General features: G+C 68.7%; 22 protein-coding genes and 1 tRNA gene. 18 read left to right on the top strand and 5 right to left on the bottom strand.

Annotated elements, in window-relative coordinates:
• Positions 1-53 precede the first annotated feature (53 nt).
• The 5 genes from GGQ80_RS02585 (at position 54) to GGQ80_RS02565 (ending at position 3942) form a co-directional block, all read left to right on the top strand.
• Complete coding sequence (locus GGQ80_RS02585) at positions 54-854, top strand: hypothetical protein (RefSeq protein WP_221364128.1); 801 nt, start codon at positions 54-56, stop codon at positions 852-854.
• A 40-nt stretch (positions 855-894) separates the two neighbouring features.
• A complete protein-coding gene (aguB, locus tag GGQ80_RS02580; protein WP_183982216.1) occupies positions 895-1746 on the top strand; it encodes an N-carbamoylputrescine amidase in 852 nt (283 codons plus the stop codon).
• 44 nt (positions 1747-1790) lie between these two features.
• Positions 1791-2111, top strand: a complete 321-nt coding sequence (locus GGQ80_RS02575; RefSeq protein WP_221364127.1) for a hypothetical protein — start codon at positions 1791-1793, stop codon at positions 2109-2111.
• A 69-nt stretch (positions 2112-2180) separates the two neighbouring features.
• Positions 2181-2987 carry a hypothetical protein gene (locus GGQ80_RS02570; RefSeq protein ID WP_183982212.1) on the top strand — a complete coding sequence of 269 codons (807 nt, stop codon included), beginning with the start codon at positions 2181-2183 and terminating at the stop codon, positions 2985-2987.
• Between the two features lie 55 nt (positions 2988-3042).
• The gene (locus GGQ80_RS02565; RefSeq protein ID WP_183982210.1) at positions 3043-3942 is read left to right on the top strand and encodes a hypothetical protein; all 900 of its coding nucleotides are present in this window, start codon (positions 3043-3045) and stop codon (positions 3940-3942) included.
• On the opposite strand, the gene GGQ80_RS02560 is transcribed toward GGQ80_RS02565, so the two are convergent.
• Positions 3926-4612, bottom strand: coding sequence for a uracil-DNA glycosylase (locus GGQ80_RS02560; RefSeq protein WP_183982208.1), 687 nt, complete (start codon positions 4610-4612; stop codon positions 3926-3928). The genes GGQ80_RS02565 and GGQ80_RS02560 overlap by 17 nt on opposite strands.
• Positions 4613-4637: 25 nt before the next feature.
• Between GGQ80_RS02560 and folK the strand changes: the two genes are divergently transcribed.
• The 3 genes from folK to GGQ80_RS02545 all read left to right on the top strand — a co-directional run bounded on the left by folK (position 4638) and on the right by GGQ80_RS02545 (position 6172).
• On the top strand, positions 4638-5111 hold the full coding sequence (folK, locus tag GGQ80_RS02555; RefSeq protein WP_183982207.1) for a 2-amino-4-hydroxy-6-hydroxymethyldihydropteridine diphosphokinase: 474 nt from the start codon (positions 4638-4640) through the stop codon (positions 5109-5111).
• 25 nt (positions 5112-5136) lie between these two features.
• Positions 5137-5212, top strand: a tRNA-Lys gene (locus GGQ80_RS02550).
• Positions 5213-5365: 153 nt separating this feature from the next.
• Positions 5366-6172, top strand: a complete 807-nt coding sequence (locus tag GGQ80_RS02545) for a FadR/GntR family transcriptional regulator (RefSeq protein ID WP_343050775.1) — start codon at positions 5366-5368, stop codon at positions 6170-6172.
• Between the two features lie 3 nt (positions 6173-6175).
• On the opposite strand, the gene GGQ80_RS02540 is transcribed toward GGQ80_RS02545, so the two are convergent.
• Complete coding sequence (locus tag GGQ80_RS02540) at positions 6176-7168, bottom strand: Gfo/Idh/MocA family protein (protein WP_221364126.1); 993 nt, start codon at positions 7166-7168, stop codon at positions 6176-6178.
• A 164-nt stretch (positions 7169-7332) separates the two neighbouring features.
• Between GGQ80_RS02540 and GGQ80_RS02535 the strand changes: the two genes are divergently transcribed.
• The 6 genes from GGQ80_RS02535 (at position 7333) to GGQ80_RS02510 (ending at position 11257) form a co-directional block, all read left to right on the top strand.
• Positions 7333-7956: a DsbA family protein gene (locus GGQ80_RS02535; RefSeq protein ID WP_343050773.1), complete on the top strand. Its 624-nt coding sequence runs from the start codon at positions 7333-7335 to the stop codon at positions 7954-7956.
• Positions 7957-8039: 83 nt separating this feature from the next.
• Complete coding sequence (locus tag GGQ80_RS02530; protein WP_183982201.1) at positions 8040-8339, top strand: hypothetical protein; 300 nt, start codon at positions 8040-8042, stop codon at positions 8337-8339.
• A gap of 99 nt (positions 8340-8438) precedes the next feature.
• Positions 8439-8648: a ComEA family DNA-binding protein gene (locus tag GGQ80_RS02525; RefSeq protein WP_183982199.1), complete on the top strand. Its 210-nt coding sequence runs from the start codon at positions 8439-8441 to the stop codon at positions 8646-8648.
• Between the two features lie 104 nt (positions 8649-8752).
• The gene (locus GGQ80_RS02520; protein WP_183982197.1) at positions 8753-9130 is read left to right on the top strand and encodes a hypothetical protein; all 378 of its coding nucleotides are present in this window, start codon (positions 8753-8755) and stop codon (positions 9128-9130) included.
• A gap of 103 nt (positions 9131-9233) precedes the next feature.
• Positions 9234-10169 carry an arginase family protein gene (locus tag GGQ80_RS02515; RefSeq protein ID WP_183982195.1) on the top strand — a complete coding sequence of 312 codons (936 nt, stop codon included), beginning with the start codon at positions 9234-9236 and terminating at the stop codon, positions 10167-10169.
• Between the two features lie 26 nt (positions 10170-10195).
• Entirely contained in the window at positions 10196-11257 is a 1062-nt protein-coding gene (locus tag GGQ80_RS02510) for an SDR family oxidoreductase (RefSeq protein WP_183982193.1), read from the top strand.
• On the opposite strand, the gene GGQ80_RS02505 is transcribed toward GGQ80_RS02510, so the two are convergent.
• A complete protein-coding gene (locus GGQ80_RS02505) occupies positions 11254-11862 on the bottom strand; it encodes a 3'-5' exonuclease (RefSeq protein ID WP_343050770.1) in 609 nt (202 codons plus the stop codon). The genes GGQ80_RS02510 and GGQ80_RS02505 overlap by 4 nt on opposite strands.
• Before the next feature lie 190 nt (positions 11863-12052).
• Here GGQ80_RS02505 and GGQ80_RS02500 point away from each other — a divergent pair, with 190 nt between their 5' ends.
• Both GGQ80_RS02500 and GGQ80_RS02495 read left to right on the top strand, forming a co-directional pair.
• Entirely contained in the window at positions 12053-13069 is a 1017-nt protein-coding gene (locus GGQ80_RS02500) for a metallophosphoesterase (RefSeq protein WP_246346787.1), read from the top strand.
• Positions 13070-13125: 56 nt separating this feature from the next.
• Complete coding sequence (locus GGQ80_RS02495; protein ID WP_183982191.1) at positions 13126-13791, top strand: phosphatase PAP2 family protein; 666 nt, start codon at positions 13126-13128, stop codon at positions 13789-13791.
• Positions 13792-13794: 3 nt separating this feature from the next.
• Here GGQ80_RS02495 and galE read toward each other — a convergent pair whose 3' ends face one another.
• Positions 13795-14793, bottom strand: a complete 999-nt coding sequence (gene galE / locus GGQ80_RS02490; protein WP_183982189.1) for a UDP-glucose 4-epimerase GalE — start codon at positions 14791-14793, stop codon at positions 13795-13797.
• Positions 14794-14862: 69 nt separating this feature from the next.
• Between galE and msrA the strand changes: the two genes are divergently transcribed.
• On the top strand, positions 14863-15405 hold the full coding sequence (msrA, locus tag GGQ80_RS02485; RefSeq protein WP_183982187.1) for a peptide-methionine (S)-S-oxide reductase MsrA: 543 nt from the start codon (positions 14863-14865) through the stop codon (positions 15403-15405).
• Positions 15406-15592: 187 nt separating this feature from the next.
• Here msrA and GGQ80_RS02480 read toward each other — a convergent pair whose 3' ends face one another.
• Positions 15593-16501, bottom strand: coding sequence for an L-threonylcarbamoyladenylate synthase (locus GGQ80_RS02480; RefSeq protein ID WP_183982185.1), 909 nt, complete (start codon positions 16499-16501; stop codon positions 15593-15595).
• A gap of 38 nt (positions 16502-16539) precedes the next feature.
• Here GGQ80_RS02480 and GGQ80_RS02475 point away from each other — a divergent pair, with 38 nt between their 5' ends.
• Positions 16540-18228 carry an acyl-CoA dehydrogenase family protein gene (locus GGQ80_RS02475; RefSeq protein ID WP_183982183.1) on the top strand — a complete coding sequence of 563 codons (1689 nt, stop codon included), beginning with the start codon at positions 16540-16542 and terminating at the stop codon, positions 18226-18228.
• Positions 18229-18242 lie beyond the last annotated feature (14 nt).

The following is an 18242-nucleotide window of genomic DNA, read 5'->3' as shown; positions in this document are numbered from 1 at the left end:
GGCGTTGAGGCGTTCGATCATCGGTCGATCTCGTTCGATGCGGAGCAGCCATGATGTCGCTTCTGTTCCTTGCCGTCGCAGTCAGCGCGATGCCGGTGCAGGCGACGACCGGCCCGGATCGATTGCCGACCGCGCAGGACGGCGACGAAATCATCGTCGAGGCGCTCCGCATCCCGCGCAGCAAGCTTCCCACTGGCGTCTATTGGAACGACATGGGCCGGCTCGAGGCAAAGGTCGATCAGGAACAGCGCCGGCTCTATTTCCGCTGTGCACTGTCCTTCAGCGACCCGCTGATGCTGCGAAGGGTCGTCGATGGCGAACCGAACGGCGCGATGGCAACCCATGCGCAGGGACATATCGTGCTGAAGGGGCGGGCATGCCAGCCGGGCCTGTCGTTCATCGCCAAGGTGTCGACCGAGTATCCCAACGTCATCGACTATGGCCGCAGGCCGCAGGATCGCGGCGCCATCATCGAATTGGCGCTGCAGCGTTACTCCCCCGATGCCACACTGACCGCCGCCGAGACGCAGGACCCCGTCGTCCAGCAGCGCTATCGTCAGCGTGAATATGCTCGCAACCGGCTCCGCCTGCCCGCCGATCGCAACGCCTGGCTGGTGACCTCGTGCCTCGTCCGCGAACAGCCGGAGCTGGCCACACGGCTGACCCGAGCGCAGCCCGGCAGCAACCTGGAACGCGGGCTGATCCAGACGATGCTGGTCGAAGGCCGCACGTGCCTGGGCGGGGTCAAGCGGCTGACCGTCGAGCCTGCAACCTATCGGCCCTATATCGTCGACGCCTTCTACCGCTGGGTCGTGGCGGCGCGAAACGTCGCGTCGCTGATCCCCGCCGCATAGCGGGTTTCGCGTGGCCGACGGGACGGGTATGGCGCGCGTCATGACCGAGATCACCGTCGCCGCGCTCCAGCTCGCCTTCTCCGCCGACATCGACGCCAACATCGCCAAGGTGTCGGAAGCCGTGCGCGAGGCGCATGGCCGCGGCGCGCAGGTGATCCTGCCCCCCGAATTGTTCGAGGGCGAGTATTTCTGCCGGGTCGAGGACGAGGGCCTGTTCGCCAATGCCGCGCCCGTCGGCGAGCACAAGGCGGTGCTGGCGATGCAGGCGCTGGCCGAGGCGCTGAGGGTCTGGATTCCGACCAGCTTCTTCGAGGCGGACGGCCAGCATTATTACAATAGCCTGGCGATGGTCGGCCCCGACGGCGAAGTGCAGGGCCTCTATCGCAAGAGCCATATCCCTGACGGCCCCGGGTACGAGGAGAAATTCTATTTTCGCCCCGGCAACACCGGGTTCAAGGTGTGGAAAGGCCCCGATCGCTGGACGCTCGGCGTCGGCGTCTGCTGGGACCAATGGTATCCCGAAACCGCGCGCGCGATGATGCTGATGGGGGCCGAGCTGCTGTTCTACCCCACCGCGATCGGTAGCGAGCCGCACGACACCAGCCTCGACACCGCACGGCTGTGGCGCCGGGCGATGGTCGGCCATGCAGTGTCGAACGTCGTCCCCGTCGTCGCGGCCAACCGCGTCGGCACGGAACACGGCCAGACCTTCTACGGCACCAGCTTCATCGCCGACGAGCGCGGCGACATCCTCGCCGAACTGGATCGCGAGGAGGAAGGCGTCATCACCGCGACGCTCGACCTCGACCGCATCCGCCGCCACCGCGCCGCCTTCGGCTTCTTCCGCGATCGCCGGCCGGACCTTTACGGGCGACTGACAGAGGACGTGTGACGGCGCTCTGGCTCCCGTTCCTTCTGTTGCAGGTTGCGCCCGCTGTGCCGCCGCCCCCGCCCGAGAAGGAACGCGTGCCGTCGCTGCCCTATGACGTGATCGTCGAGGGCGTTCCGCGGCTAGACGAACGCACGTCGGCAGTGACGTCGAGCACGCTCGGCAGCAGCAAGGTCGGCAACGCGCTGAAGACGCATATCGCGTTCGAGGGCGTCGAATCGCTGATCCGCTGCGGCGGCAACAATGCCCGCCGCGTCTATTTCGACCCGACGCATTTTCGCCTGTTCATCGCCGACGCGCTCTATCGCTGGCTGGTCGCGGCGCAGGGCGTCGACACGCTGATCCCGGCGCCGTTGCCACCGGGCTGATCCAATTGCGCGATCACGTGCGGCCTGTCACAGCAATGCATCTACGCATTAACATCGACCGGAGGATCCGTGACGCTAGCCCTGCTCTCGCTCCTCCTCCTCCAGTCTGGCCCGGCGGCGCCGCCGCAGAAGGCGGAGGTTCCGCCGCTTCAGTATGACTTGGTCGTCACCGGTGTGCCCGACCTCGACGAGGCCGACTCCGCCGTAACGCGTAAAACGCTTGGCAGCAGCAAGGTCGGCAACGCCACCAAGACGCGGATCGCGTTCCAGACGGTCGAGACCTTCACGCGCTGTGGCGGAGAAGGGCCGAGTCGAGGTCTGGGATGGCTGCGCGCCGCGCTCGACACGACGACCAACACGGCACGGCAGATATTCGCCCAGCGCCGCTTCATCACCCTCAACGCCGCCTGTTCTGCCAGCGCACAGCAGGTCGCCGAGGCCGGCACCGTCATCGACTATTACAGTGATCGCGGCGGCCTCTACCTGATGGCGCTCGACCGCTTCGCGCCGAACCCGACGCTGACCAAGGCCGAGACCGCCGATCCGGTCATCCAGAAGCGCTTCGACCAGCGCGAGATCCCGCTGCTCGCCAAGCGCCTGCCGGTCGACCGGCGGTATTTCGAAGCCGCGATCTGCTTTGTTCGGCTTCAGCCCGAACTGTCTGTGAAGCTGGTCCAGCCGAGCACCAAGTTCGCCGCCTACGGCCGCATCGAGGCGGCGATCGTCAACGGCGCCAAACCCTGCACCGGCAACGCCCGCCGCGTTTACTTTGACCCTACGCAATTCCGGTACTTCATTGCCGATGCCCTGTACCGCTGGGTGGTGGCAGCGCGCGATGTCGACACGCTCGTCCCGGCCGCGCTACCGGGCGATTGACGCTAATCTGCGTTTGCGCGACCATCGCGCGGTCTAGCGATTGAGGGTCCGGGTGATGAAGACGATGTTGTTCGGCATGGCAGCGTTTCTAGCCACGGCCGCAGTCGCTCAGCAGCAATCGACGACGCCGGTTCCGGCGGAGCCTGCCGCCGGTCAGCAGGCTTTGACTACCGAGACGCCCGAAAACGACATCGTCATCACCGGCTATCGCCTGCGCAAGGACCTCGACACCACCGCGCGCTATCCGTCGAGCATCAACACCTGCAATATCGCGCGCCGCTACGACAATGCCGAACGGCAGGCGAAATGCGCGGCGCGATCGAAGCTGTCGGACCGCAGCCTGCTGCGCAAGGTGGTCGACGGCGAGTTCAACAGCAGCCGCCACGCCTATGCGCAGGACCGGCTCGCCCGCATCTATGCGACCTGCGGCGAGGGATCGGCGGCGCTGGTTCGCACCGGCGCCGAAGCCAACGAATTGCAGGCGGCGAGTGCAATGGGCGGCGACACCAGCGGCATCACCGGCGGTGTCGATCCCTTCCCGCTCGGCCATTCGATTTACGACCGCGGCGCCTATACCATCCAGGCGCTCAAGCAGTTCGCGCCCGACCTGGTCCTGACGCGCGAGCAGACCAACGATCCCGAGGTGCAGCGCCGCTACAATCTGCGCGAAATCCCGCGCAATCGTTTCCGCCTGCCCGCCGACGCCCGCTATTTCGAGGTGGCGACCTGCATGGTCCGGCTCGAACCAGGCCTGTCGGTGCAGCTGGCGATGAGCGACGGCACCGCGAAGTTCAGCGACCTTCAGGCGGCGCTGATCGACAAGGCGCGCCCCTGCGTCGGTGGAGCCAAGTCGGTCCAGGTCGATCCCACCCAGTTCCGCCTGTACATCGCCGACGCCGTCTATCGCTGGGCCGAGGCGGCGCAGAACAAGGGGTCGCTCATTCCGTCGAGCTGATCCCCGCCTCCATCGCCGCCTTCACCTCCAGCGTCCGCGCGAACACCGCCTCGAACATCTCGGTCGTCAGCCGCCCGGTGTTCTGGTTGTAGCGCGAGCAGTGATAGCTATCGATCAGTACGCGGCCGTCGGGCATGCGATGCTCGGCGAGATGGCCGAACTTCGCCTTGGGCAGCTTGCCGCCCAACGTCTTGACCGCCGACTGGTGTGCGATCTGGCCCAGCGCGACGAAGACCCGCGCGTTGGGCAATACGCCGACCTGTCCCTCCAGGAACGGGCGGCACGTGCGGATTTCCTCGGGCGTCGGCTTGTTCTCGGGCGGCAGGCACTTCACCGCATTGATGATGATCGCGCCGGTCAAGGCCAGCGTGTCGTCGGGCCGCCCTTCGTAGGTGCCCGTCGCCAGGCCGTATTTGCCCAGCGTGTCGAACAATAGCTGTCCCGCAAAATCGCCGGTAAACGGTCGCCCCGTGCGGTTGGCGCCGTGCTTGCCGGGCGCCAGCCCGACGATGCCCAGCCAGGCTTGCGGATCGCCGAAGGCATTGACCGGCGCGTTCCACCAATCGGGATATTCGACGCGCAAGGCTTCGCGAAAGCCGACCAGTCGCGGGCAGCGGGGGCAGTCGCGGGGTGGTTCGGTCTCGGGGATCGGGCTGGGTGCGAAATTCATCGGCCTGCGGTAGGGGCGGGGTGGAATGAGGACAACCTACGCGATCGGGATCGGGTCCAACCGGCGTGGCCGCCACGGCAGTCCGCGTGCCGAGGTGACGGCGGCGATCGAGGCGCTGCACGACCTCGTCGTCGCCGCGCCGATCATCGAGACGCCGCCGCTGGGCCCGTCGCACCGCCGCTTCGCCAACAGCGTCGCGATCATCGTCAGCGACGATCCGCCACCGGCGCTGCTTCGCCGGCTCAAAGCGATCGAACGCGACTTCGGCCGCCGCCGTGGCCGGCGCTGGGGGGCGCGGGTGATCGACCTCGATATCCTGCTGTGGTCGCACGGGTCCTGGTCGTCGCCCGGCCTGACCGTCCCCCACATCGGCCTGCGCGAGCGCCGGTTCGTCCTCGCACCGCTCGCCGCCATCGCCCCCCGCTGGCGTGATCCCGTGACGGCACGCAGCATCCGCCAGCTCGCCGCCTCGGTTGACCGCCCCCGCCCCCGCCACTAGGCGATAGGCCGCGCCGCGATGGCCGGGGTCCGTAGCTCAGTCGGTAGAGCAAGCGACTTTTAATCGAGAGGTCCCGGGTTCGAGCCCCGGCGGACCCACCATCGCGCGCCACGTCATTGGTCTGTCCAATGTGGGGGCCATGCCGCTGCCCCGCCCCCCCCCCCCCGACCTGTCTGGTAGACCGCTTCACGATCGGCGCGCTTGCGTGTAGCGTGGTCGGGAACACAGGATTGGTAAGTCAAATGAGCACGAGCGTGGCCCGCAAGACATCGCGCCGGGGCGGATCGAGCACCGCATCCGCCGACGGCCGACTGTACCAGCGGCTGGCGAAGCGCATCGTCGACGCATTGGCGGCGGGCCGCTGGAACGTCGGCGACCGGCTGCCGGCCGAGCGCGAGCTGGCGCTGGAATTCGGCGCCAGTCGCCCGGCGGTGCGCGAGGCGCTGATCGCGCTGGAGGTTCGCGGCCTGATCGACGTGCGGATCGGCTCGGGCGCCTATGTCGTGGCGCTGTCGGCGCAGTACGAGGATGCTGCCTTCGCCATCACCGCTTTCGAGTTGACCGAGGCGCGGCTGTTGTTCGAAGGAGAGGCCGCCGCCCTGGCCGCGATCAACATCGATGACGATGAACTCAGCCGGCTCGACGAATTGATCGCGGCGATCGCCGCCGAGAACCTGCATCTCGAAGTGACCGAAAACGCCGATCGCGACTTTCACCTGACGATCGCCACCGCGACCCGGAACGCCGGCATCCTGCGCACGATCGAAGATTTCTGGCGGCTGCGATCGACCTCGTCGGAGTGCGCGCTGCTCCACAAGAAGGCGCGCGACGCGAAGGTCCGTCCGGTGGTCGAGGAACATGCCGCGATCGTCGAGGCGCTGCGCAGCCGCGACCCGGCCGCCGCGCGCGAGGCGATGCACGCCCATCTGACCGCGGTGATGGACCATCTGCTCTTCGCCACCGAGGAACTGGCGGTCGAGGAAGCGCGACGCCAGGTCGCCAACAAGCGCCGTCGATACGGCAGCGCGACGCTGGTCCAAACCCGCACCGACCCTCGCTGACGATCAGCGCGTCGATGGCGCCCCGCCACCCGCAACGGCATGGCCGACGATCGCCTCGCAGATCGCATGGCTGGCGACGACGGCGGCGGCATCGACCGGGCGGCGCTCGCGCACTTGGCGCAGGAAGTCGTCGCACATCGCCTCGAACCCGCGTTGCTGCCCGACTGGGGTCCAGTCGCCCCGGCGGTGCAGGCACGGCGTGCCCTCCGTAACGATCCGCTCGGACAGGTTCAGGACGGTGCGGCGCGATCCGTTGCCGATGACGTCGAGACGCTCCTCGTCGAGCCCGCTGTCACGGTGCATCACGCCGATCGCAGTGAAGCCGTCGCCGGCCAGCGTCAGGGTGATCGCGCTCAGCAGACCGCCGACGACCTGCGTTTCGATGGTGCGGCGACGGACCGGGCCGGGGGCCAGGAACAGCAGCGTGTCGACGACGTGGATGAAGTCGTCGAAGACCACGCGGCGCGGCGTGTCGGGCTGCCGGTGGCGATGCTTTTCCATCAGGATCAGGCTGGCATCGGCGCGCCACAGGTCGACGTAATCGGGGGCGAACCGGCGATTGAAGCCGACCGCGAGCGGCGTCGCACGCTCGGCGGCGAGCGCAACCAGCGCCTCCACCTCGCCCAGATTGTCCGCGAGCGGCTTGTCGACGAAGGTCGCGACGCGCTGGCCCAGCAACTGCCCGACCAGCTCGCCGTGCGCGGGGGTGGCCGCGTGGACGAAGGCGGCGTCGAACGACGCGGCGGACAGTGCCTCGGCGACGCTGCGGTGCCGGTCCGCGATGCGAAAGCGATCGCCGACTGCAGCAAGCACCGCTTCGTCCCGCGTCGCCAGGTGAACCTCGAGCCCAGCTCGCTGGGATAGCACCGGCAGATACGCCTTGCGGGCGATGTCGCCCAGCCCGGCCACGAGCACCCGCATGTCCTGAATTCCTCGTCGGCGCGATCCGCGCGCCTCGGCGTCGGGCGATAGCGCCTCCGCAGCGTCGGTGTCCATCGCGCGAGCCGCACCGGCCGGTCCACCGCCGCTTTCGTTCAGGCCCAATGCCCCCTAGCAGGATCGTCATGATCGACGATGACGGTACGTCCCCGGCTGGCACGCATCGTCGCGGGGATAGCGGCCCATCCCTGAAGAAGACGCCACCCATCACCCGGCGACAGGTGGCTGGACTGGCGGTCGCCGTCGTCGGCAGCTGGGGCGTGGCGCAGCTGCTGCGGCGCACCGAGCCGATCGGCCGTGACGTCGGCGCGGCCGCGGACGCCATCCTGGCCGATCGCGGCTCGCCCGAGGAGGGGCCCGAGGATGCCGATCTGCGCGTCGCGGTCTTCAGCGACTATCGCTGTCCCGCGTGCCGCCGGGCCTTTCCTGCCCTGCTCGACGCCGTCGGCGCGGATGGCAAGGTGCGGCTGATCCACAAGGATTGGCCGATCTTCGGTCCCGCGTCCGAACGGGCCGCCCGCGTCGCGCTGTCGTTCGACGAGCAGGGCCTGTATGCCGCCGTCCATCGCCGCCTGATGGCCGATGCCCGCGCCTTCGACACGGCCGCGTTGCGCGATGTCGTCGAATCGGTGGGGGGTGACTGGCCGCGGGCGATGGCGTGGCTCGAACACCATGACGCGGCGGTCACGGCGCGATTGGCCGCCAATGGTCGGCAAGCCTATTTGATCGGCCTGTCGGGGACGCCCGGCTATCTGGCCGACCACCTAGCCGTCCTCGGTGCGCTCGACGCCGGCGAATTCCGGCAGCTGTTCGATCGCGCGCGAACGCAGGCCTCGCCGCGCTGACGGGCGGGTGAGGAACCTAGATCAACCTCCTTCGCTTGGCACACGGAACGTCGCGTTCGACGTTACCTGACAGGAGGATACCCATGAAATTCGTCGCCCTCGCGCTTGGTGCCGGCCTGCTGTTGGCCGGGTGCGGCAAGGATCCGTCGGAAAAGCTGGCGAGCCGGGTCGAGGATGCTGCCGACAACCGCGCCGACGCGATGGAGGCCAATGCCGCCGCCCTGCGCAACGAGGCCGAAATGCTCGACAAGCGTGCCGACCGCACCCGCGACGTCGCCGATTCGCGTGCCGACGCCATCCAGGCGGCCGACATGAACGTCGCCGCGATGAGCCAGGAACAGCGCGACGCCATCGTCGCGAACCAAGCCGCCGCCGTCCGCTGACGCCGGGCCCGGTCGCCGGGCAATCGACCGACCATCGGTCGTCGCCCGGCGATCGGCGCCGCGATGCTTGGCCACCATGCGGATCGAGGAGCGAGCCGGATGAGCGACGACACCGACAAGATCGACATCAACGACGCTACCGCAGAACAGCTCGATGCGGTTCCCGGCCTGGCTGGGCATGGCTATGAAATCGTCCGCTATCGTGAGGAACGCGGCGGTTTCACCGATGTTCGCCAGCTGGAAGAAGTTCCCGGCCTGGCCGGCAAGATCGAAAACAGTCGATCCTTCCTTTTCGCCAGAAGTAACTAGCCGTGATTGCCTTGAATCATAATGATCATTTTCCGATCAACGGACACAAGCATCTAGGCCTTCGTTCGGCAGCCTGGGATTAGCCCAGTCGAGAGGATGACAAGATGGCCGTCAAATTTGCCGGGACGATGAACGCGATCAATCGCGGTCTGGATCAGACCAAGGCGACGAAGGGCGCCGACATGGTCGAGGATTGGGAGGCTGCGCTCGCCGATGCCGACGTACCCGGCAGCAAGGGCATCCTTCGCGATCTGGGCTCGCTGCGCAAGCAGCTTGAGAAGGAGGCGCCCGATGCCGACCGCGTCCATGCGCTGCTGCATCGCCTCGGCACCGCCACGACGAAGATCGCCGACAAGGCGGACAAGTCGCAGGACAAGCTGAAGGCGCTGGGCGAAGCGCTGACCGAGGCGGGCGAGGATCAGCCCGACGAGGAAGAAGACGCCGAGGCGGCCGCCGCGCCGAAGCGCGCGCGCAAGAAGTAAAGCGCATCGGGCCGGGTGTCGGCGCGGCACCCGGCCCCGCTCGCCGGCGCAGAAGATGTTCGGTCGCGCGCAACGACCGGCGCCCCCCAGGCATTGCACGCGGATGAGCGACGACATCGACTTCGACTATCCGACGCTATGCGGCCTGCCGACCGGCACCCTCGACGGCCTGACGCCCGGACAGGTTGCGGTGTTCGGGGCCAGTGAGGTGACTCCCTATGACGCTACGGTGGCGAGCCATTCGGCGCAGGCGCCCGGGGCGATCCGCGCCGCATCGAAGGCGCTGGCCGGCCAGCTGAAGCAATTCGACTTCGACATCGGCGCGACGCTGCTGTCCGACGATCGCGATCCGGCCTGGCTGGGCGCCGACCTCGGCGACGTCAGGACCCGGGCGATCGATGCGGCCGGCAATCGTGAGCGCATCGCGGCGGCGACCGCCGCCGCCCTGGGCGCAGGCGCGCGGCCGCTGGTGCTCGGCGGCGACGATTCGGTGCCGATCCCCTTCCTTGCGGGCTTCGAGGGGCACGGCCCGGTCACGGTCGTCCAGGTCGACGCCCATGTCGATTGGGCGGACGTCGTCCGTGGACAGGACAAGGGCTATGGCTCGCCGATGCGCCGCGCCGCCGAGATGCCCTGGGTCGAGGGCATGGTGCAGATCGGCATCCGCGGCCTCGGCAGCGGCGAGGCTTGGCAGCACGACGACGCGCGCGGCTGGGGCAGCAGGCTGATCGGCAGCCGCGACTGGCACCGCGGCGGCGTGGATCGCGCGCTCGACGGGCTGCCCGCCGGCGGTCGTTTCGTCCTGTCGATCGACTGCGATGGCCTCGATCCCACGGTCTTTCCCGCCGTCGCGATGCCGACCCCCGGCGGCCTCGATTACGAGGACATGCTGACACTGGTCGACGGGCTGAAGGCGCGCGGCACGATTCTCGGCGCGGTCATCGCCGAATATGTCCCCGACCGCGACGACGCCGCACGCTCGTCGGCGCTGCTCGCCGCTCGCCTGGCGCTGACGCTGATGGCGGCGATGCGGCTCTAGCATTTCTCGAAAATAGAGAGGTTGCGATGGCACGAACGGCATTGGTGGTAGGCGCGAGTGGGATCGTCGGCAGTGCGACGGCGACGCTGCTGGCGAGGCAGGGCTGGACCGTCCATGGACTGGCGCGCCGTCCGGCGGCGCAGGCGGGGATCCTGCCGGTGGCGGCCGATCTCCAGGACCGCGACGGCACCGCGGCGGCATTGCGCGGCTTGGATCCCGACGCGGTCTTCGTCACCACCTGGGCACGTCAGGACAGCGAGGCGGAGAATATCCGCGTCAACGCGGCGATGGTCCGCAACCTGCTCGACGGCCTGCCCAGCCCGACACGGCCACGCCATGTCGCGCTGGTGACGGGGCTCAAACACTATCTCGGCCCGTTCGAGGCCTACGGGCAGGGCGTGCTCCCGCAGACGCCCTTCCGCGAGGAGCAGGGCCGGCTCGACGTCGAGAACTTCTATTATGCGCAGGAGGACGAGCTGTTCGCCGCCGCCGCGCGCGACGGGTTCACCTGGAGCGTCCATCGACCCCACACCGTGATCGGCCTCGCCGTCGGCAATGCGATGAACATGGGCACGACGCTGGCGGTCTATGCGACGCTGTGCCGCGAGACGGGGCGGCCCTTCACCTTTCCCGGCTCGGCGGCGCAATGGTCTGGGCTGACCGACATGACCGACGCGGGCCAGCTCGCGCAGCACCTGCTGTGGGCGACCGAGACCGAAGCCGCGCACGACCAGGCGTTCAACGTCGTCAACGGCGACGTCTTCCGCTGGCAGTGGATGTGGGGCCGGATCGCCGACTGGTTCGGGATCGAGGCGGCGCCCTTCGATGGCGTCGTTCGCCCGCTCGAGCAGCAGATGGCCGACGACGCCGGGCTGTGGCGCGAAATCGCCATGCGCGAATCGCTGGCGGAGCCCGAGCTTGGCCGCTTGGCCTCGCCCTGGCACACCGACGCCGATCTCGGCCGACCGATCGAGGTCGTCACCGACATGTCGAAGAGCCGACGCCTCGGCTTCACCGGCTATCGCCCGACCGACGACGCCTTCTTCGCCCTGTTCGATCGGCTGCGCGCCGAGCGGCTGATCCCCTAGGCTCCGTCGGCGCCGCGCCCGGCCAGCTCCCGCGCCGCCTGTCTCAGCCGGCACCAGGTGGCATATTCCTCCTGCGCATCGGCGAGCGCGCGGTGGGCAGGGTCGGCCTGCTTTCCCGCATTCGCCTGCGCGACCAGCGCATGCACCTCGACGTCGAGCCGTGCGCCCGGCACCACCCCCTGCAGGATCTCGGTGGCGGTCGCCCGCATCGCCTCGTCGGTGTCGCGCAACCGCAGCGCATGGCGGGGCAGGCCGGCGCCGCGCAACAGCGCGCTCAGCCACTTGCCGTCCCACGACGGCGCGCTGGCGAACAGCTCGTGGTCGGCCAGCGCCTCGACCATCCGGCTCGCGACGACCTCGTGCGGCTCGCCGTCGGTCGCCAGCATGTCGCGGCTGAGGCCGTGAATCGCCTCGGCCTCCGCATCCCAATCGGTCCAGTCCGGTGCGGGCCGGATCAGGTGGCTTTCGCTGCGGCCGTCCTGGAACACCCACGCCACCTCGACCGGAAAGCTGTGGTCGGACAGTGACGACGCCTCGAAATCCAGGAATACCTTCATGGCGGCGGTCTGGCCGACGCCGGACGATCCGCCAAGCGCCGATGCCACCACATGGCTCAAGCGGTACGTCGGCGGACACTCGCCGCCTGAGCATCGTTGAGCAGCGGCACAGCGCCTGAAATCCCGGAGATCCGACATCTTCAACATCGTCTTCGCCATCCCGACGCTGCTCGTCCTCGCACGGTGGCTGTGGCCGCTGCCGCTCCCACTGTGGGCGAAGATCCCTGCGGGGCTGCTGATGCTGGCCGCGTCGCAGTTTCATTTCTGGAGCCGGCTGTCCTCGGGTTCGGTCTTCGCGCCCGAGTTTCCGCGCGTGGTCGTGATCCTGTTCAACTGGGCGTTCGGCGCGCTCGTCCTGCTTGCCGTCTTCCAGCTGCTCCTCGATCTCGGCGCCTTGCTGACGATGGCGGTCAGCCGGTCGACCATCCGCGAACCGGCTATGCTGCGGTACGCCATCGGCGGCTTGGCGGCGCTGCTCGCCGCGATCGGCGTCGCCAATGCGATCCGCGTGCCGCCGGTCCGCGACGTGACGGTGGCGATTCGCGGGCTTCCGGCCGCGTTCGACGGCTATCGGATCGTCCAGCTGACTGATCTTCACATCAGCCGCCTCTTCACCCGTCGCTGGGCGCAGGCGGTGGTCGAACGGACCAACGCAGCCGGCGCCGACGTGATCGTCGTCACCGGCGACTTCATCGACGGCTCGCTCGCCATGCGCCGCGACGCCGTCGAGCCGTTGCGGCAGCTGGCGGCCCCGGACGGCGTTTACGCGATCCCCGGCAACCACGAATATTTCTTCGACTATGCCGAATGGATGCGCCACCTGTCCGGCATGGGGCTGGCGATGCTGCCCAACGCCCATCGCGTCATCGCGCGCGGCGACGCCCGGCTGGTCGTGGCCGGCGTCACCGATCTGTCGGCGCCCAGCGTCGGCGAGGCCGCCCCCGATCTTGCCGCCGCGCTGCGCGGCGCACCCGCCGGCGCGCCGGTCGTCCTGCTCGACCACCAGCCGCGCAATGCGCGCCGCTCCGCCGCGCAGGGGGTCGCCTTGCAGCTGTCGGGTCACACCCACGGCGGCATGATCCTCGGCCTCGACCGCCTCGTCGCCCGCGGCAACGCCGGCTTCGTATCGGGCCGCTACGCCGTCGGCGACATGACGCTGTACGTCGGCAATGGGACGGGTTTGTGGCCGGGCTTCGCGCTCCGGCTCGGCGTTCCGTCGGAGATCACGCGCTTCACCCTGCGGGCACGTCCATGATCGAGCGGCGAAAAGCCTTGCCCGATCGCAGGCCTGATGCGGTACGCGTGGCGTCGATGACGACCCCCGCCCCGCGCCGCCGCCTGCCGTCCGAACTTGCCGGGATCGGGCTGCTCGCCGCGGTCATCGCCTTGGCGCTGGGCCTCGGGCTCGTCGTCGATCACTATCCGTTCGGCTTCGATCGCGCGATCATCCTGGGCTTGCGCAGCTGGGGCGGCCCGTCATGGCTGCCGCGCTTCCTGGCCGACGTCACCGCGCTCGGCGGCGGCGACGTGTTGACGCTGATCGTCGTGATCGCCGCCGGCGCATTGCTGGTGAAAAGGCTGTGGCTGACCGCGCTCGCGCTCGTCGCCGCCAGCCTCAGCGGCGCCTGGCTGATCGAACTGGTCAAGAACCACGTCGTCCGCGCGCGCCCCGACATCGTCGAGCATCTGGTCTCGGCGAAGGGCTACAGCTTCCCCAGCGGCCATGCGACCGCCAGCGCGATCGTCTACCTGACGCTCGCCGCGCTGGTCGGCCAGGTGACGCCCGACCGCGCCCTGCGCCGCTACGGGCTGATCGTCGCGGTGCTGCTGGTCGGGCTGATCGGCACCAGCCGGGTGTATCTGGGCGTCCATTGGCCGAGCGACGTGCTGGCGGGCTGGTCGCTCGGCACGCTTTGGGCGCTCGGCTGGTGGCTCGCCACCGCCAAGGCCCGCGCCGCGATCGGCGGCGAGCGCTAGCCCCTACTTCCCCATCTCGGCGAGCTTGCGCTCCCACGCCAGCGCATCGCGGACGATCGCGTCGAGGTCGTCGCGCGCCGGCCGCCACGGCAGCGTCGCCAGGATCGCGCGATTGTCCGCCACCAGCGCCGCCGGATCGCCCGCGCGGCGCCCTTCGTAGCGGCGCTCGATCGTCATGTTCGTCACCCGATCGACCGCGTCGAGCACCTCGTTGACCGAGAAACCCTTGCCATAGCCGCAGTTGAGTAGCGTGCTGTCGCCCGGATGCGCGACCAGCCACTCCAGCGCATGGACGTGCGCCGCGGCGAGATCGCTGACGTGGATATAGTCGCGCACCCCCGTGCCGTCGGCGGTGTCGAAGTCGGTGCCATAGACCGACACATGCTCGCGCCGCCCCGTCGCCGCCTCGACCGCCACCTTGATCAGGTGAGTCGCGCCCGCGGTCGATTGGCCGCTGCGCACCTGCGGATCGGCGCCGGCAACGTTAAAATAACGCAGCGCGGCGAAGTTCATCGGATGCGCCGCCGCGACATCGCGCAGCATCGCCTCGGTCATCAGCTTCGACATGCCATAGGGGTTGATCGGCCGCTGCGGATCGTCCTCCGCGATCGGCACATGGTCGGGCGTGCCATAGGTCGCCGCGGTCGACGAGAAGATGAAGTGCGGCACGCCCTCCACCACGGCGCTCTCGATCAGCGCGCGCGAGGCGGCGGTGTTGTTGCGGTAATATTTGAGCGGATCGACCACCGATTCGGGGACGATGATCGATCCCGCAAAGTGCATGATCGCCTTCACGCCATGCTCGCGGATCGTGGCGCGCACCTTGTCGTCGTCGGCGACATTCGCCACGACCAGCGTCGCGCGCGGGTCGACCGCCCAGTCGAACCCGGTGACCAGGTTGTCGACGACGACCACCTCGTACCCGGCGTCGAGCAGCGCCAGTACCGCATGGCTGCCGATATACCCGGCCCCGCCCGTCACCATCACCTTGCCAGCAAGCATATCGGCTACTCCCTTTGCGCCCCGCCTAGCCGCTTCCTACATAAGGAGAAAGAACAGGAGACCTGATCCATGACCGAATATGCAACGCTCGCCGGGGGCTGCTTCTGGTGCACCGAGGCGGTGTTCAAGGACGTGATCGGCGTCGAGAGCGTGGAAAGCGGCTATATCGGCGGCCACACCGAAAACCCGACGTACAAGGAAGTCTGCGGCGGCGACACCGGCCATGCCGAGGCGATCCGCATCGGCTTCGATCCACAGCAGCTGAGCTACGGCGACCTGCTCGACATCTTCTTCGCGACCCACGACCCGACCCAGCTCAACCGCCAGGGCAACGACGTCGGCACGCAATATCGCTCGGCGATCTTCCCCGCGACCAACATGCAGGAAGAACAGGCCAACGAAGCGATCAAGCGCGCGCAGGAGGATCGCGACCAGCCGATCGTCACGACGATCGAATATGCCGACAACTGGTACCCGGCTGAGCGCTATCACCAGGATTATTGGGAAACCTCGGGCCGCTCGAACCCCTATTGCATGGCGGTGATCCCGCCCAAGCTGCAGAAGCTGCGCAAGAGCTTCGCCGCGCGCAGCAAGGCGGCGGTGAGCGCGTAAACGCCGCGAAGACCGCCCGTCATCCTGAACAAAGTTCAGCATGACGGCGGTGGTGCACGGACGGCCTCATCCCCAAGTGTCACCCCGGGCTCGACCCGGGGCCCATCCGTCCATGGGCGACTAAGGGCGTTCCTGGCCGAGTCGCTCGCCAACCATCGACTCGAGCCCAAGGCCGGGATGTCGACCGTCAGCGATGCGCCGCGCGCCGCAACCGATCGTTGATCGCCTCTCCAACCCCGACATCCCGCACCGGCGCCACCGCAATTCGCGCCGCCGTCGAAGCATCCGCGATATGCAGCAGGTCGAACAAGCGCGCTGCCGCCTCGACCACGTCACCCATCGCCGATAGGGTCACGTTCCCGGAGACCGCGCCGAACCCGATCAGAAACTCGCCGTCCCGCGCCTCGGTCGCGTCCAGCCGCACCGGCTTGTTCGGCGCATAATGGCTCGCCAGCTGCCCGGGCGCCTCGATCCTGTCCGACCCGCCCCGACCGAAACCGAGGACGTCCGCCGAGATCGGCCCCGGCCGCAGGACGACGCCATCCTTGACGATCGTCGATTCGACCCCGTCCGCACAGGGACCATCGTCGATGATCAGCGGCACCCGCTCGCCCAGGCTCGCGGCGACATGGCCGGCGCGCGTCGGGCTGATCGCATTGCTCGCATTCGCCGACGGCGCCGCGAGCGGCTTGGCCGTCGCCGCCAGCAGCGCCCGCATCGCGCGGTGCGCCGGCACCCGCACCGCCACCGTGTCGAGCCCCGCGGTCACCAGCGACGCGATCCTCGATTCGCGCCGCAGCGGCAGCACCATCGTCAGCGGCCCCGGCCAGAACCGCGCCGCCAGATCGCGCGCCGCGTCGTCGACCACCGCAATCTCCTCCGCCGCCGCCAGATCGAGGACATGGACGATCAGCGGGTTGAAGCTCGGCCGTCCCTTCGCCGCATAGATTGCCGCTACGGCCGCCGCGTTGGTCGCATCGGCGGCGAGGCCATAGACCGTCTCGGTCGGCACCGCGACGATGCCGCCCGCGGCGATCAGCCGCGCGGCCTCGGCGATCGTACGGTCCGAGAAGGCAAGGATATTGGGCGCGGCCATCGCTTCGCCTATAGCGCGCCAAAGCTTAGGAGAAAGCGATGCCCTTCACCCCCGCCGTGCGCGAGCAGCGCTTCGTCCTCGACACCGTCGCCGGCGTGCCCGAGCTCGCCAGGAGCGAGCGCTTCGCTGCGGCGAGCGACGACGTCGTCGACGCGGTGCTGGAGGGGGTCGGCCAGTTCGCCATTGGCGAATGGGCGCCGCTCAACCGTGCCGGCGACACCGTCGGTGCGAAGTGGAGCCCCGAGGGCGTCCACATGCCCGACGGCTATCGCGCCGCCTATCAGGCCTATGTCGAGGGCGGCTGGGGCACGATCGGCGTCGCGGAGGAATGGGGCGGCCAGGGTCTGCCCTTCGCGATCCAGTCGGCGGTGCTGGAGACGCTCGGCAGCGCCAACATGGGCTTCGCGCTCTGCCCGACGCTGACCGTCGGCGCGATCGAGGCGCTGGCGCATCACGGCAGCCCCGAGCAGCAGGCCACCTACCTGCCCAAGCTCGCGACCGGCGAATGGACCGGCACGATGAACCTCACCGAGCCGCAGGCGGGCAGCGACGTCGGCGCGCTGCGCACCATGGCGACCCCGCTTGGTGACGGCCGCTGGAGCATCAAGGGCACCAAGATCTACATCTCGTTCGGCGATCACGACATGGCCGACAACATCGTCCACCTCGTCCTCGCCCGCACCCCCGACGCGCCCAAGGGCACGCGCGGCATCTCGCTGTTCCTGGTGCCCAAGATCCGCGAGGACGGCACCCGGAACGACGTTCGCGTCGTGTCGATCGAGCACAAGATGGGGCTCCACGCCTCGCCCACCTGCGTCCTGTCGTTCGGCGATAACGACGATTGCACCGGCGAGCTGATCGGTCCCGAATATGGTGGCATCCGCGCGATGTTCACGATGATGAACAACGCCCGCCTCAACGTCGGCCTGCAAGGGGTGCAGGTGGCAGAGGCCGCGACCCAGGCCGCGGTCGCCTATGCGCTCGACCGCGTTCAGGGTGCCCGCGCCGATGGCCCCGCGCGGATCGTCGAGCATCCCGACGTCCGCCGCATGCTGCTGCGGATGAAGGCGCAGACCCAGGCGGCGCGCGCTTTGGTCTATTACGCCGCGGGCCAGGTCGATCGCGCCACGCTGGGCGATCGCGACGCCAATCTGCGCGTCGAGATGGTCACCCCACTGGCCAAGGCGCATGCCACCGATCTGGGCAACGAGGTCGCCAGCCTCGGCATTCAGGTGCACGGCGGCATGGGCTATGTCGAGGAGACGGGCGCCGCGCAGTTCTTCCGCGATGCGCGCATCACGCCGATCTACGAGGGCACCAACGGTATCCAGGCCGCCGACCTCGTCGGCCGCAAGCTCGCGCTCGACAACGGCGGCGGCTTCGCTCGCCTGATCGCCGACATGGCGGCTGAGGCGGAGCATGCGGACCTCAAGTCGCTGATCGAGGCGTGCGACGCGCTCGGCCGCACGCTCCAGACCAGCGACGCCGACGACAAGCTCGCCGCCAGCTATCCGTTCCTGACGATGCTGTCGGTCGCGACCTGCGGCTGGCTGCTCGAACGCCAGAGCCGGATGGTCGAGGGCGACGACAGTTTCGCGCAGATGAAGCGCGCCAGCGTCGCCTTCTACCTCGACCAGATCGTGCCCGAGGCGCTCGGCCTGTGCGCCGCCGCCACCGCGCCCGCCAGCCAGCTCTATGCGGTCCCCGCCGAGGCGTTCGCGGCGTGAGCTTCGCCCTCCAA

It is taken from the genome of Sphingomonas jinjuensis (genome assembly GCF_014197105.1).
GTDB lineage: Bacteria > Pseudomonadota > Alphaproteobacteria > Sphingomonadales > Sphingomonadaceae > Sphingomonas > Sphingomonas jinjuensis.
The sequence above is the reverse complement of the archived record's forward strand: the minus strand, read 5'-3'. Positions and strand labels throughout refer to the sequence as shown.